The 14,647-nt window shown below is 36.7% G+C and carries 14 protein-coding genes; 11 read left to right on the top strand and 3 right to left on the bottom strand.

Going from position 1 to position 14,647, the window contains the following annotated elements:
- Positions 1-70: 70 nt before the first annotated feature.
- A complete protein-coding gene (locus LPY66_RS20950; RefSeq protein ID WP_443112470.1) occupies positions 71-166 on the top strand; it encodes an ABC-three component system middle component 6 in 96 nt (31 codons plus the stop codon).
- Positions 157-1,293 (top strand): hypothetical protein, encoded by a 1,137-nt coding sequence (locus LPY66_RS02795; RefSeq protein WP_337986599.1) that lies wholly within the window; start codon positions 157-159, stop codon positions 1,291-1,293. The genes LPY66_RS20950 and LPY66_RS02795 overlap by 10 nt, the downstream gene beginning before the upstream one ends.
- Before the next feature lie 189 nt (positions 1,294-1,482).
- On the opposite strand, the gene istB is transcribed toward LPY66_RS02795, so the two are convergent.
- A complete protein-coding gene (gene istB / locus LPY66_RS02800) occupies positions 1,483-2,235 on the bottom strand; it encodes an IS21-like element helper ATPase IstB (protein WP_337985132.1) in 753 nt (250 codons plus the stop codon).
- A complete protein-coding gene (gene istA, locus LPY66_RS02805; RefSeq protein WP_337985133.1) occupies positions 2,228-3,748 on the bottom strand; it encodes an IS21 family transposase in 1,521 nt (506 codons plus the stop codon). The genes istB and istA overlap by 8 nt, the downstream gene beginning before the upstream one ends.
- Positions 3,749-3,875: 127 nt before the next feature.
- Here istA and LPY66_RS02810 point away from each other — a divergent pair, with 127 nt between their 5' ends.
- The 8 genes from LPY66_RS02810 (at position 3,876) to LPY66_RS02845 (ending at position 10,473) form a co-directional block, all read left to right on the top strand.
- Complete coding sequence (locus LPY66_RS02810) at positions 3,876-4,625, top strand: DUF2326 domain-containing protein (RefSeq protein ID WP_337986600.1); 750 nt, start codon at positions 3,876-3,878, stop codon at positions 4,623-4,625.
- Positions 4,626-4,834: 209 nt separating this feature from the next.
- Entirely contained in the window at positions 4,835-5,401 is a 567-nt protein-coding gene (locus LPY66_RS02815; RefSeq protein WP_337986601.1) for a recombinase family protein, read from the top strand.
- Between the two features lie 230 nt (positions 5,402-5,631).
- Positions 5,632-6,195, top strand: a complete 564-nt coding sequence (locus LPY66_RS02820) for a hypothetical protein (protein WP_337986602.1) — start codon at positions 5,632-5,634, stop codon at positions 6,193-6,195.
- Positions 6,196-6,225: 30 nt separating this feature from the next.
- On the top strand, positions 6,226-6,861 hold the full coding sequence (locus LPY66_RS02825; RefSeq protein ID WP_337986603.1) for a hypothetical protein: 636 nt from the start codon (positions 6,226-6,228) through the stop codon (positions 6,859-6,861).
- Positions 6,862-7,573: 712 nt separating this feature from the next.
- Positions 7,574-8,221: a hypothetical protein gene (locus tag LPY66_RS02830; protein ID WP_337986604.1), complete on the top strand. Its 648-nt coding sequence runs from the start codon at positions 7,574-7,576 to the stop codon at positions 8,219-8,221.
- A 17-nt stretch (positions 8,222-8,238) separates the two neighbouring features.
- Positions 8,239-9,051, top strand: coding sequence for a hypothetical protein (locus LPY66_RS02835; protein WP_337986605.1), 813 nt, complete (start codon positions 8,239-8,241; stop codon positions 9,049-9,051).
- Between the two features lie 101 nt (positions 9,052-9,152).
- Positions 9,153-9,428, top strand: a complete 276-nt coding sequence (locus tag LPY66_RS02840) for a helix-turn-helix domain-containing protein (RefSeq protein ID WP_337986606.1) — start codon at positions 9,153-9,155, stop codon at positions 9,426-9,428.
- Positions 9,418-10,473: a tyrosine-type recombinase/integrase gene (locus tag LPY66_RS02845; RefSeq protein ID WP_337986607.1), complete on the top strand. Its 1,056-nt coding sequence runs from the start codon at positions 9,418-9,420 to the stop codon at positions 10,471-10,473. Before LPY66_RS02840 ends, LPY66_RS02845 begins: the two co-directional genes overlap by 11 nt.
- A 193-nt stretch (positions 10,474-10,666) precedes the next feature.
- Here the strand turns inward: LPY66_RS02845 and LPY66_RS02850 are convergent, their stop codons facing one another.
- The gene (locus LPY66_RS02850) at positions 10,667-12,316 is read right to left on the bottom strand and encodes an IS1182 family transposase (RefSeq protein WP_337986596.1); all 1,650 of its coding nucleotides are present in this window, start codon (positions 12,314-12,316) and stop codon (positions 10,667-10,669) included.
- Positions 12,317-12,646: 330 nt separating this feature from the next.
- On the opposite strand from LPY66_RS02850, the gene LPY66_RS02855 reads away from it, so the two are divergent.
- On the top strand, positions 12,647-14,263 hold the full coding sequence (locus tag LPY66_RS02855) for an IS1634 family transposase (protein WP_337986608.1): 1,617 nt from the start codon (positions 12,647-12,649) through the stop codon (positions 14,261-14,263).
- The last annotated feature ends 384 nt before the right edge of the window (positions 14,264-14,647 follow it).

Consider the following 14,647-nt stretch of genomic DNA (forward strand, 5'->3'; position numbering starts at 1 on the left):
GAAGTTATAAATAGACAAGGAAGTAATAATGATTTAATTCAGCTATTTTGAGTTTATACAAGAAAACAAAATTTCCTTTCACTTATTTGTTTTAGCTTTAGACTGGTTATTTCTTATTCAAATTATTGAGTCTGATGAAAAGGGAAATATAGTGATATGTTCATAAAACAATTATTAATTAAACATGGTAGTAAAATAATTCGCAAAATAGACTTTCATAACGGACTAAATCTCATCATAGATGAAACCGAATCAGAAAATCTGCAAGATACAGGGAACAATGTTGGTAAAACAACAGTATTAAGACTAATTGATTATTGTTTAGGTAGTGATGGTAAAAATATTTATAAAGACCCTGAATTTCCTGAGAAGTCTAATAGTCAAATAGAAGAATTTTTGACGAATAACAATGTAATTATTACCTTGGTACTGAAGGAAAAATTAGAAAACATAAAATCTAAGGAAATTATAATAGAGAGAAACTTTTTAAAATATAGAGATAAAAGACAAACAATAAATGGAATAGATTACAAAAACAAAGATTTTGAGGCTAAACTAAAGGAACTTATTTTTCTTACTAGTGTTGAAAAGCCTACATTGAGACAGATAATTTCGAAAAACATTAGAGACGAAAAAAACAAACTATTTAATACATTAAAGGTATTGCATCCAAGCACTACTATGGAACAATATGAGGCCTTATATTTCTTTTGGTTTGGAATAGAGACAAACAACGCTGATAAGAAACAAAGGCTTACCGAAGCAAAGAAATTAGAAGAAAAAATAATCTCACGTCTACGTAAAGAGAATACTGAATCAGAAATTAAGCAAGCATTAGTAGTAATAAGCCGTGATATTAATGAATTAGAAAGTGAAAAGAAGCATTTTAATCTGAAGGATAATTATGAAGATGAAATAAACAAAATACACATTATCAAAGCAAAACTAAATCAATTCACTACAGAAATTGGCAGGCTAGAAATTAGGAAAAATTTAATTAATGAAAGTAAACAGGATTTAGAGAGTGAGATTTTACATTACGATATTTCAATTCTTGAAGAATTATATAAATCTGTAAAAAAATACATTCCACAATTACACAAAACTTACGAAGAATTAGTTCAATTCCATAATGCTATGCTAAAGAACAAAATTAGTTTTATTACTAAATGCGTATTTCGGCGTATCCGGACAGGCATTCCGGAGGCATCCGGACACCGTTCCGGAATTATCCGGACAGTAAACCGGGAACATCCGGACACTTTGTCGGTTAGTTGTTCATGTAATTTGTAGTAGCCCCTAATGCCTTGAAGCATACCCCAAATTATGGATATGGTCAACAAGAACCTTCGCCGTCGTGGTTGTGTAGAGTGTGGTCAGGCTCTTTTAAGGAATACCTCATACTGCCTGTCCAAGCTTTGTGGTCAACCTGGAGCGCAGCGTAAGGTTGTCCACAAAGCGGCACTATCCATAACCGGTTTCCTAAGACGACAGATCCTTGATCATCTTTTTGGCAGTCACTTCTCTCATGGATATTTTGGAATCCAGAGGCAGGATGTACGCATTATGGATCACACGGTCCATAATGGCGTCAGCAATTGTTGGGTCCGGGAACAGATCATACCATAGCGTATGGGAAACCTGTCCGGATAGCACCATAGAACCTTTGTTGTAACGGCTTTCAGCGATTTCCAGGATGTCTCGACTTTCTTCAAGCGAGTAAGCTTTCAGACCAATGTCGTCGAGGATCAAGAGCTTGATGTTCTGAAGACTCGACATATACCGGCTATACCGGTTTTCCTGTTTTGCTTCCTGAATTTCTAAAAGTAATTCAGGCATTCGGAAATATTTAGCGGGATAACCCTGCCTACAGGCACTATTCCCTATGGCGCAGGCGATATACGATTTACCGCTTCCCGTTTTGCCTGAAATAACAACGTTGAGTTTCTGCTCAATAAAAGCGCACGTCGCCAGTGTCTGGATAGTCTTTTTGTCAATGGTTCGATCGACGGTGTAGTCAATATCTTCAATGCAGGCATCCATGCCAAGCGTTGCCTGGCGTAAAAGCCTCCCGATCCGGGCATTTTTCTTAGACAGCCACTCTCTTTCTACCATGAGTCCCAGACGATCTTCGAAGGAAAGTTCTCTCAAATGAACATTCGGATCACTGAACATTTCGGCCATGACTTTAAGCTTTAAACTTTTCAGTTTCTCTACGGTAGGATTGTTAAGCATGGATGCCACCTCCCGCATAGGAACGGCTTCCACGGACGTTAGCATGCGCAATGATCTTGCATTCTTCTGCCTTTAGAGCTTTTGCGGTTACCTGTTTCAGGATGATGTTGAAGTACTTGAAAGTGTAAGTCCTTTTAGCAAGTGCTTCTTCACTGGCTTTTTCCATAGACTCAGATGGATAGCTTTTACTCAGTCTCATGATACCCATACAAGCTCGGTAGGTTTGCACTGGATATTCCCGGCTTTCAAGGACGTGTTTAATGAGTTCCAGAGTGTTCGGACCGATTGTTTTGGCCCAGGACAGAAAACGCTCTGAACTCCAGCCCGAGACGGCTTTATGTCCCTCCGGCATATGATCCGGCAGTGTCATATAGCGTTTGTAGTGGTTGTTGTTCCTTGAGAAGACGGCGATTCGTTCGCCGCTCACATAAATCTCAATGGTTTTGGAGGTGGCCCGGATGGAGCATTTCTGCCCAACATAGGTGTAGGGGACGCTGTAGAAGAATCCCTCATAATCCACATGGTAATTAAACTGGATTTTGGTCTCTTTCCACTCGGCAAATTCATATTTTCCTGCAGGCAATGACTGCAAACAAGGTTTGTCGATCTTCTCAAAGGCACTAAGACGGTTGCCATCCATCTTTTGAAAAGGCCGCACGATGAACTTGACCAGTTCTTCTTTTATCGCCTGGTTGAGCTCATACAGACTGAAAAATTGCCTATTTCTTAAAGCCGCGATGATCTTTCTGGAGACATTGCCAACCATATTCTCATCCGCTGCTTTGTCCTTTGGCTTGGCTGCCCTGGCAGGTATGATCGTTGTTCTGTAAAACCGGGCCATTTCGTTGTAACTCTTGTTGAGCACCGGATCGAACCGGTCAGGTGTCGTGACGGCGGTCTTTGTATTATCCGGGATCGTTACTTTCGGGACCCCGCCATAGTATTCATACGCTCTGACATGGGCGTCGATCCAACTCGGCAGCTTCATGTCGCCGTAGGCATAAACAAAGGGGTAAGCACTAGCCGGGAGCACCGCTACGAAAAGGTAAACGGTCTTGATTTCCCCGGTTTCCGGATCCACATAAGCCATGGTTTGGCCGGCCCAGTCGACCTGCATTTCTTCGCCCGCTTTGTGTTCGATATGCATGGTGAGCTGATTGGCCTTCTTGAATTTCCGGTAACGGTCGCAAAACTGCGTGTACATGATGCCGTCGGGATGCTTATGTTTATATTCTTCCCAGAGAAGCATCAGGGTGACACTTCTTCGCTTCATCTCATAGAAAACGTATTCCATATCCGGTTCGGGCATTGTATGTTTACTGGTTATCGGCGGATAAAGTAGTGACAGCAATTGCTTGTCCGTAAGGGTTACGGGCCATGTGACTCCGGCATTTTCTGCTCTTTCAAGTACTTCAGATACGGTGGATTTGCCGCAATCGCAGGATTTCCCGATTTCTCTCAAGGATAGACCGACTTCATGTTTTAATCTTAAGATTTCTTTGACTTTCAGCACTTCGAGCCTCCTCATCGTGTTGCCCCTTTCTTTCTTCTAAAGAAAGGGTACCAGTTAGTTTACTAACTCGACAAGGTGTCCGGATGCTGCCGAAATACTGTCCGGATAATTCCGTTTTACTGTCCGGATGTGTCCGTTACGCTGTCCGGATACTGCCGGAATCGGTGTCCGGATGTGTCCGAAATATGCAACTAAAGAATTGCCTCAATTAGAGGATCGATTGATTTATTTACATAACCAAATAGAACAGCTTTCAAAAGAAGAAAAAGAGATCACTATAAAATTGGAAAAAATAGGATATATCGATGAGTTAGAAGAAATCATAAAAAAATTGAATGATAAATATGAACAAAAGGGAAGATATGAAGAACAGCTCGATCAATGGGAAAGGTCAATAGAGACCTTAGACAGTATTGAGTTAGAATTAAAGGATATTAATAATGGAATAGCATCACTAGATAAGTCGTTAGATAATAGAATAAAGAGTTTTAATAAATATTTTTCTAAACTTTCAGAGCGACTATATAATGAACAATTTATTCTAAGTTATGACAGGAATGAGAGAGCTTATCAACTAAAGATAAGTAGTATAAGTGGTAATTTAGGAACAGGAAAAAAGAAAGGACAGATTGCTGCATTTGACTTTGCATACATTCAATTTTGCGAAGAAAATGAAATACCATGTCTGCATTTCATTCTTCATGATCAAATAGAAAATATGCATGATAATCAGTTAATTACTTTATCTACAATAGCAAATGAAACAAATAGCCAGCTTGTGCTACCAGTATTATTGGATAAGTTACCAAATAATATTGATGTAAAAAAATATAAAGTATTATCCTTATCTCAAGAAAATAAACTATTCAAAGTTTAGAGTTAAGCCTAAGACTGATAATAAACCATAGTACTAAATAGACTATGGTTTATTTTGCTATGTTTCAATAGAGTATATCCATATGAATCATTAGAAACATATTTCAATAGAATTAAAAAATAATATATGAAATGTTTCATAAACATAATTGACCCTATTGAAACAAACTGATATAATTAGAGTATCAAATACAAAGAGGTGCTTTAATTATGAAAATTGGTTATGTAAGAGTATCGTCTATGGAACAAAACACAGCAAGACAAGAAGTATTGATGCAAGAATTAAATGTAAATGAAATATACATAGATAAGGTTAGTGGCAAAAATACTAACAGACCAGAGCTTCAAAAGATGCTAGGTTATGTTAGAAAGGGCGATACCGTAATAGTCGAAAGTATAAGTAGGTTTGCTAGAAACACAAAAGACCTTCTCGATTTAACTGAAACACTGAAACAGAAGGAAGTAGAATTTATCAGTAAAAAGGAAAATATCGATACAAGTACACCAACTGGAAAGTTTATGCTGACCGTTTTCGGAGCGGTTGCTGAGCTTGAGAGGGAATATATATTACAACGACAAGCAGAAGGAATTGCAATAGCGAAAAAGGAAGGAAGATATAAAGGTAGAAAAAAGATTGAGAGTGAAAAGTTTGAAAAGATATATAGGGAGTGGAAATCTGAGAATATTACGGCTGTAAGAGCTATGGAATTATTAGGAATGAAGAGGAACACTTTTTATAGAAGAGTGGCTGAATACAAAGCAAAGAAGGGAGAATGATCCCTTCTTTTTTATACAAATATTATATGGGGGGTAGTTTACAACAAAGTGATTTGGTTTATATTGTGTATTGAACAGAGCAGATGTGGCCACAGAAAAATGTTAAAAACAGAACCGATGAAATAAATGTTTTACTGGTAAAAATAATATTAAATATTATATAAAACAATGTTGACAGTAAAATAAATATGGAGTATTATTGAATTAGATAAGCTGAAAAGGGTGGAAGTATGGCAAACAATATAAAACAGATCTTTGATTTATTGGAATATTCTCAACTTGAGATTGCTGAAAAGCTTTCAATTAGTAAGCAAACTTTATATTACAATATCAACACAGAAAGCCCTAAAAAATATAACAAACAAATATCAGAAATACTTGGAATTAATGAATTTTACCTAACAAAAGAAAATTTAAGCTCCCTAGATTTACTTCAAATTCAGAAAGAACATTTATTAAACAAAGAAAAAAATGATAATGATGCAATTTTTAATCTTGAACAAGAAATAAAAGAGGAAAGTATTCTAGATGAAGTAAAAAAAATGATTTCAAGCAGTGAGCTTAATTTATGGTTTTTAGAAGTATTAACAAAATATCTTAAAAAACCTGATTCAATAGAATTTGCGATATTGAAAAAAACATTTGTAGCTATTGAAAGTGATAAAGATATATCAATTCTTGGCAGATATATGCCTGGTCACTTAACTAGAATGCAAAGACAAGATTATCTAAATATTATATCGGATGAGATAAAAAAATTTAATTATATCAATGAAGCTAACGCAAACGATTAATTATTTTCATATTAAGAAGGGGATATTCAGTTGATTTATAAAAATATTTATATATTTCAAAAAGATGATATTGATTGGTGTATCGATACAGAAGATTTCAATAAGGAAGGATTTGAAAATCTAGGATTAGCAACGCTTGATGAAATAAATGGGTGGCCAGATGTATTTCGAGATATTGTGATTAAATGTAAAGACGGTTTTTTTAAATGGTATGAGGGATATGATTATAATACGACTTTGAATGAGTTAGAGCATGTTTGTGAATACTTGCCAGTTAAGTGGAATGATAAATTAAATGACTTTGAAATAGTCAATAGGAGAGCTAAAGAATTAGAAGAAATTGAGAACGAAGAAAGATGTCAGCAAATAATTGAAGAAAACAAAAAAATGCTTCTTAAAGCTCTAGGCTTAAAAAGCATTAAAAAGTTTAACAAGGAAGATGAATTGTTTGAAGTATATGAGAAAATAGATAAAATGAGCGGTTGTGATGGATATTGGAATTGTGATACTCTTTTCTTCCATGGCATTGCAGAAATATTATTAAGCGAATATCGTGGAAAAGTTAATGAGATAATTAAGGAAATGGAATGTATTCATAAAGAAAATAAACAATCTGATATTGATGAAGTTTTTCTATTAGCAATAAATAGATATAAAACTATATAAGTTATTACTAAACAGAACCTTGAAAGGGGGTGGTTGATTGAAATACTAGGGTTACATAATTAGCTTAAATGGGTCTAACTATAAACCCAATAGAGCAGAAAGGAGTTTGAATAACTGAATATAGAAAAGTAATCTCTTGTAAAATACTAACAAACAAGGGGATTATTAATTATACTCAAAAAATAAAAAACCTTCCATAAATATCATATGCAAGGGTTGATACCTTATTGTCTCATTTATCGAATTGCTACTACTATCTAATCCTAAAAACAATTACTTGGTCTATTTATTATATATACCAAAAACTATGTAAGTAATAGGTTATTTGCGGTTGCTTTAAATAAGTATTAGTTTTGTTCAAAAAATATTATTCCTAAAAGCAATTATTATTAAACCACATTGAAAGGAGTATTACAAGTAAATAATGATTGATAACGTTACATTAACATTCTGCCCAAAGACAAGGGAGGACTATACACTATATAATTCGATTTTAAGTAATTATAAATATATGAGAAACTTAGTTATAGAGTCAATAGACACATATGTAAAACTGCTAATCTTCACTGAAAAAAAGTTTATTCAGATAAAGGTATTTCACATAAAAGAATTTCTAAATCTCAATGAAGTTACCAATGGGGATTACATAAGATTTGTAAGCCAATTAAATAATCACATAAAACCCTTGAACATATCTCTGGATAATTTTATTTTGACAAGAATTGACCTAAAAGTAGATTTGAAACTATCAGAAGCGGAGATGCAAGAATACTTATATATTTTTAGTAAGCTAAGACAGAAATATTATTCTCTGAAGAAAAAGGTTTACTACAATGAAGATAATTCTAATATTGAATCTGTTTATTATAAGGGTTCTAGATTTAATATCAATGTCTATGATAAGCAAAATCAATTAAAGAAGAAGGGTATCGATAATCCTACATATAAAAATGTCTTTAGACTCGAATTGCAAATTAAAAGCAAAGAATTATCAGCTTATTGTAAGAGATTCGGAACGAGCAAAGAACTAATAAATTTTTGGGATATTGCTGTAAGAGATTACTTTTTCAACAATTTACTGATTGAAAAGTTTCTATATAACGGTGACTATTATAACCAAAATAATATTAATTTTAAGCTTGAAGATATCAAACTTAGTACCCAGCAAAAGCTTTTAGAATTCTGTAGAAATATTGCTGAAACGGATATTACAGAAGCAAGTAAAAAACTTAGCAGGGGAACGGCTTCAAAATATATCAAAGAATTAACTGAAAGAGAGATTAATCCTGTCATGATAAAGAGATTTGATTATTTGGCTGGACTAAAGACTATTATAGAAGAAAAATCAAGAGCAGTGTAAAGGAGTTAATTTAATAAATGAATAAAAATATTAAAGACCTAACAGGCAATAATTACGGCAAATTAACCGTAATCGGATTTGCCTATTCAGATAAAGGTAAGACATATTGGAATTGTTACTGTGATTGTGATAAAGATGAACCACAGGAAAAGAGAAAAGTATGTGTTAAACTTGGAAAATATCTTCAAGATGGCAGTACCTCTTCATGTGGTTGTAAAAGAAGGGAACATGCAAAAGAAATTAGTCAACACTCTAACAAAAAACCTAGAACAAATAAGCCATATTATTCACAATTAAGAAACATATGGGGAACTTTAATTAATCGTTGTCACAATCCTAAATACAAAGGGTATAAGTATTATGGTGCAAAAGGTATATTTGTCTGCAATGAGTGGAGAGATAACTTCGAAGCTTTCTATGATTGGGCAATTAAACACAGTTATACTAGCGGTTTAGAAATAAATCGCTTAGATCAAAGCAGAAATTATATGCCTGATAACTGTGAATGGATGCCTAAGGGTGTTAGTAGTGCTAATACGTGTAATAACATATTAATGAAAATAGGCAATAAAGAACAATCACTAGCAGCATGGTCAAGAGATCCGGAGTGTGAGGTATGCTACTCAACAATTAGGGAAAGATATCACAAAGGTATTAAGGGAATAGCATTAATAAAAAAGAAAAAACCTTTTAAGGATTCAATATATACCTATAAAAGAAAGACTCAGACATTTAAGGAATGGAGTATGGAGCTTAATATATCAATAATAACTTTAAGAAATAGATTTAAAAGAGGATACAAAGGGAATAAGTTATTTAGTCATAATTAGCTTTTATATATCTAAAAAAATATGTCTATTGGTGATAATCTGACTAATAAGTCTGGTTATCACCATATGAAAAAATTATTAATTCTATTGGAGGAAAATGATTGCAATTGAATAGTATAGTTTTACATAAAGAGTATAACGAGTTTGAATGTTTTAGCGTTTCTGATGTCGCAAAGTTATTGAAGGTTAATAAGTCTTTTGTTTACGAGCTTGTTTATTCTCAAAAGTTAAAATCGATTAGATTTTCAGAAAGACGAATAAGGATTTCTAAGACAGCATTAGAAGAATTTCTTGAGCAGGAATTACATAAAGCAATAGTGTATAATAATGATGTCCAACCCCCTAAAAGGGGGCGTAAACCTAAAAATGTCAGTTAAACAAAGAGCGGAAAATTCTTGGACTATAGCAATATATTTAGGAAGGGATGAGCAAGGAAAAAAGAAATATTATTATGAAACGTTTTATGCTAAAAGCAAAAAAGATGCCGAAAAGCAAGAAAAACAATTAAAATACGAGCTAAATGAAAAAATTGGTTCATCAAAAGCATTAGCATTAAACGTTGGTCAGTTAATTGACAAGTGGCTAAATTGTGTAAAAAAAGAGGTAGATATTTCAACGTATGATACGTATTCAAGACAAATAAAAAGGGTTAGACCTTATGTTGAAGATTTACAGCTTTATACCTTAACAACATCGCTCATAGAAGATAGGCTAGGTCAAATGGATTTTAATGACTTAAAACCTAGAACAATAAAAAACTATTACGCAATTCTGAGAAGAGTTCTTAACTGGGGAGCATCAAGAGATTTAGTTAAGCCCAACCTTATGAGAGAAATTAAGTCTCCAAAAGTTCAAAGAACAAAAAGGAAAGTCTTAAACCAAACTCAATTATTTTTATTCTTAAGAACAGCAAGCACATTGAAACATTATGTTCCGTTGAGAATATTAGCTTTAAGTGGACTTAGGGTTGGAGAAGTTTTAGGACTAAGATGGAACAATATTAACCTTGATGAAGGCTATTTAAAAGTTGTTGAAGCAATAAATTCTAGGACAAGAAATCAGAAAGAAACTAAAACGATAAATAGCGAGAGAACTATTAAGCTTGATCTTGAAACCATTAACTTATTATTTCAGCATAAAAGCAAGGTTAATCCCAATGAATACGACTTAGTATTTCAGAGTGATGATGGCGAACCACTGAGACATCAAGTAATATTTAAAGCCAAAGAAAGAGTTTTAAAAAAAGCAAATTTACAGCATATTCGTATTCATGACTTAAGACATGGAGCAGGATCAATTTTGCTCGACAAAGGAAATCCCTTAATTTACGTTGCTGGATTCCTTGGTCAAAATCCTGCTACAACAGCAGGAATTTATGGTCATGCGTTAAGAATCGGTGACACTTCGAAACTACTAGATTGACAGATTGACAGACAAATTAAATAATGTTGGTTAATATCAGGGCTTTATGGTGGGGAGAGTTGCTTCGAGTCCTCTCAAACCCACCATAATTCGTCTGAAAACCCGCTAACCATGCGGGTTTGCGGTTTTTTAAAACAGGAAATTCCTGTTTTTTTGTTTATCTGGGGAACAAAAATAACAAAAAAAGAGGGGATCACCCCCTCAACGCCGCCACTAACCGTTTGGTTCCTACCATATTGATGGCTCGTCGTAAATTGTAGGCAAGGAAACTAAGCCCCAGCTCGCCTGTGGTTTTTTCTATGCCCTTACATAACAGGTAATGTGCTCCATGGTACCACTTGACCGTACCAAAAGGATGCTCCGACAGACATAACCGTAATTTTTGCATTGGAATGTCATCGCGAATATGTAGAATCACTTTCTTTTTCGTATTGCGTTTGAGAAGCTTGAACGCATTGTAAGGGGTCTCCGACACCGGATACACCTGTAAAGGATGATGGGATGAGCCGTACATCAGAACAGGAATATATTTCGAATCCGGTCCAAATTGAACCACCTTGTAATTCTTTCCCGAGGTGCAGCGGTTGGTGCAAACCCGGCAAGCATGGCGGTTCTGGTAACGGGCATTGCCGCCTCTGTGAGTTCGTACCCGAGTTAAAACACAGCCCATAGGGCAGGTCACCGTATCGTTTTCATGGCGGATAAAACAACTGAGCTGGTCTTGTTCTTGGACTTCAATCTCCATGATGGTGTTTTCGTAACATTGAGGCAGAACGCCGGCTTTAAGACAGCGCTGAATGTCTTCGGGTTTGGTCGAATTTCGATCGTCTTCAGAGATGGTGGCTTCTTCATGCTCCAAAACCAACAGACGCTCATCCTTATCGGTTTTAAGCCCGACATGGGGAATAATCCCGTTCATCACGCATTGCCTGATCTCCTCTTTGTCGTCATACCCTTTATCTGCGGCGGCATGAATGGTTTCTACACCAAAGGTCTCCTTGGTATTCTGGGCAACTTTCGTCAGGTAGTTGTAATCGTTGCAGGAATTAGTCACTTCATATTCGGCGATCAGATGACTGGTTTGATCGACCGCCGTTTGCACGTTGTAGCAACAGGCATAACCGTCTTTGGTCCGCATCATTCGGGCTTCGGGATCCGTGGTTAAGAGCTGCGTTTCTTCGGATTCCTTTAATTCCTGTAAATAGGTTTCATACAGTTCCTGACGCTTTTTTAGTTCGGCCAATTTTTCTTTAATTTCGCCGGAAGCGTATTTTGCGGTTCCCGGATCATCCTGATCAGCTTGATCCAGAGCGTTAAGATAGTTGGTGATGTTTTCTTCGATACGCAAGAGTTTTTTCTTTAAAATTTCTTCATTATACATTTTCTTGCGACCGTTGACGGCTCTGAATTTGGAGCCGTCGATGGCAATAAGTTCCCGTTCATAGAGTTTAAGATCCAAGCATATTTTAACAAACGCTTTAAAGACGTGTTTGAGCGCTTTAGCATTGTCTTTGCGAAAGTCGGCGATGGTACGGAAATCGGGTGTGAGGCGGTTTAGAAGATAGAAGAGTTCGATATTGCGTCCGCATTCGGTCATCAGTTTCCGGCTGGAGCGGATACGGTTAAAGTAACCGTAGACGTAGAGTTTAAGGAGGGCTTTGGGATCATAGGGAGGCCTGCCGGTGGCAGCCGGGTGGGCATGGGTAATTCCGAGTTCAGAGAGGTTGAGGTGGTCGATAAAGGCATCAATAACACGCACCGGGTTATTTTCATCGATTAGTTCCTCCAGGGTTGAGGGGAAGAGATGTTGCTGGCTTCGATCTTCGCCGGAGATGTATCCCATAGTGACCTCCAATAAACGGAAATAAGGTGTTTATAGGAGTATTATAGCATAAAATGGAAAATAATGGAATACATCTAAGGGGTTTTCGGACAGTCTGACCATAATTCGTCTGAAAACCCGCTAACCATGCGGGTTTGCGGTTTTTCAAAACAGGAAATTCCTGTTTTTTTGTTTATCTGGGGAACAAAAATAACAAAAAACCTAAACTCCCGCGAATTTTATAACATACATCTCAAAAAGAAAAAAAATGCGGAATTAGCGGAAAATAGTGGTTGCTTTTCCCGCCTCTGTATATTATAATTATAATATACAGAGGCGGGGTGACTGACTATGGCTTTAAACCCAAACAACAAAGTGCCTTTACCTGAGCGCGGGATTATTAAGTGCAAGAATAAAGGAACGACATACATATACCACATCACCCGTAATTACAGAAACGTTAAGGGTCAGCCGACTAACGATAGAATATCCATTGGTAAACTTGATGAAGAAAGCGGTATGCTCCTCCCCAATAGAAACTATTTTGAGATTTATGCTCCAATGGACGCACAAACAACACCTTCTGAAATCGAATCCATCAAAAGTTGTGGCGTCACATTTGTTGTGGATGGGTTGTTGAAGGAACTTGGGCTGATTGACGTCATGCAAAAAAAGTTTCCAAGGCACGCCCATCAGATCATAGCCCTGGCGGAGTACATGCTCTGCGAGGGTAATGTTATGTCCTATTATGAAGATTGGTGCGATGAAGTCTATCCGCACGGGGGCGTTAAGCTTAGCTCTGCGGACATTAGCTGCGTCTTTCAGGCCATAGACTACAAAAGCCGGATGGAATTTTTCAGGATCTGGATTTATGCGAAGAGTCCCGGCGAATATATCAGCTATGATGTGACGTCTGTATCTTCTTACGCGAAGGGTATAGAAGCTCTGGAATGGGGATATAATCGGGATAAAGAAAGCCTGCCGCAGTTAAATTTGGCGATGTATTATGGTCAAGAGAGCATGTTGCCGCTCTATTATTGCGTATATCCCGGGAGCGTGCCGGATAAGACCCATTTGGAATACATGCTTCGGGACAATACCCTGATCGGGTGCCGCAAAGGGATAAAATATGTCCTGGACAGAGGCTTTTTCACATCGGACAATCTGCAACTCATGAACAAAGCGGGCGCTCGTTTCATTATCAGCGTGCCAAATTCAAGCCTCTTTGCCAAGGATCTGATTGATAAATACCAAAACCAGATTGTCAACAATTCCGAATGTAAACTTGGCAAAGACCTTCCTTACGCCAAGGCGGTCATACGGGAAGACTTTGGGATGCGCGTTAAAGCACATCTCTACTACAACCCGGCTAAAGCGGCCGCGGAAGAGGCGTTATTGTTTGGCGAAATCGAGCGGCGTGAACGCGCTTTGAGCGAAATGCCGGAACCGCCGGCGAGACATCTTCATTATGACCGGTATTTCAAAATCAACCGATCAAAGGATGGGGGCGTTGGTTTCATACGTGATACTGAAAAAATCAATACCATCATATCACGGCTTGGTTTCTTTATCCTCGTCGAAACTGATTTCAAAATGTCGTCACTCGAAGTTCTTACGACCTATCGGCAAAGAGATGTTGTCGAGAAATCTTTTGACGATTTAAAGAATGAACTCGACATGAAGCGTCTTCATTGCCATAGTGACGAAACTGCCGAGGGGAAGATGTTCGTAGCTTTCTTTGCGCTGATACTAAGATCCTGCTTACAAAACAAACTTCGGGATTATATGTCCGAAACTAATTTGACTTTATCGTCGGTTATGAAGGAGCTTCGAAAAATGAAGTATGTTCATACACTTGAGGGGAAAAGGCTACTTTCGCCGATAACGAAAAAACAAAGGGATATCCTGACAGCCTGTGGTTTGTCCTCACCCGATGTTCATGCTTGGCTTTCTACTGTTTTGATATAGAACCAATCTGTATATTATAATTTTACGGGAGTTTAAGTTTTATTGAAAAACATCATTTTGCGCATGAAATGAAAACACCAAAATCAGCGCTCAAGGCTGTTTTTGCAATTATTTGAGGTTTGGTGTGCCGCTTTACTTGACTTATGTGCCATTATCGGACCCACAGGATTCACCCTAGCGATATAATTTTGCTAGCTTTTTACTAACTTTATTAAGAATTGTTTTGTCTTGTAACAGACCAATTTTAAGACGTTCATATACTATAAATGATGTATTTGCTACAAAGTGTCCCATCTGTGGATCAAAACTAAAATACGAGAATAATAAGAACTATGGTTTAGGACTATATATGTGTACCAATGATCCTGAGATCTGCGACTTTAT

Source organism: Dehalobacter sp. DCM, from assembly GCF_024972775.1.
Classification (GTDB): domain Bacteria; phylum Bacillota; class Desulfitobacteriia; order Desulfitobacteriales; family Syntrophobotulaceae; genus Dehalobacter.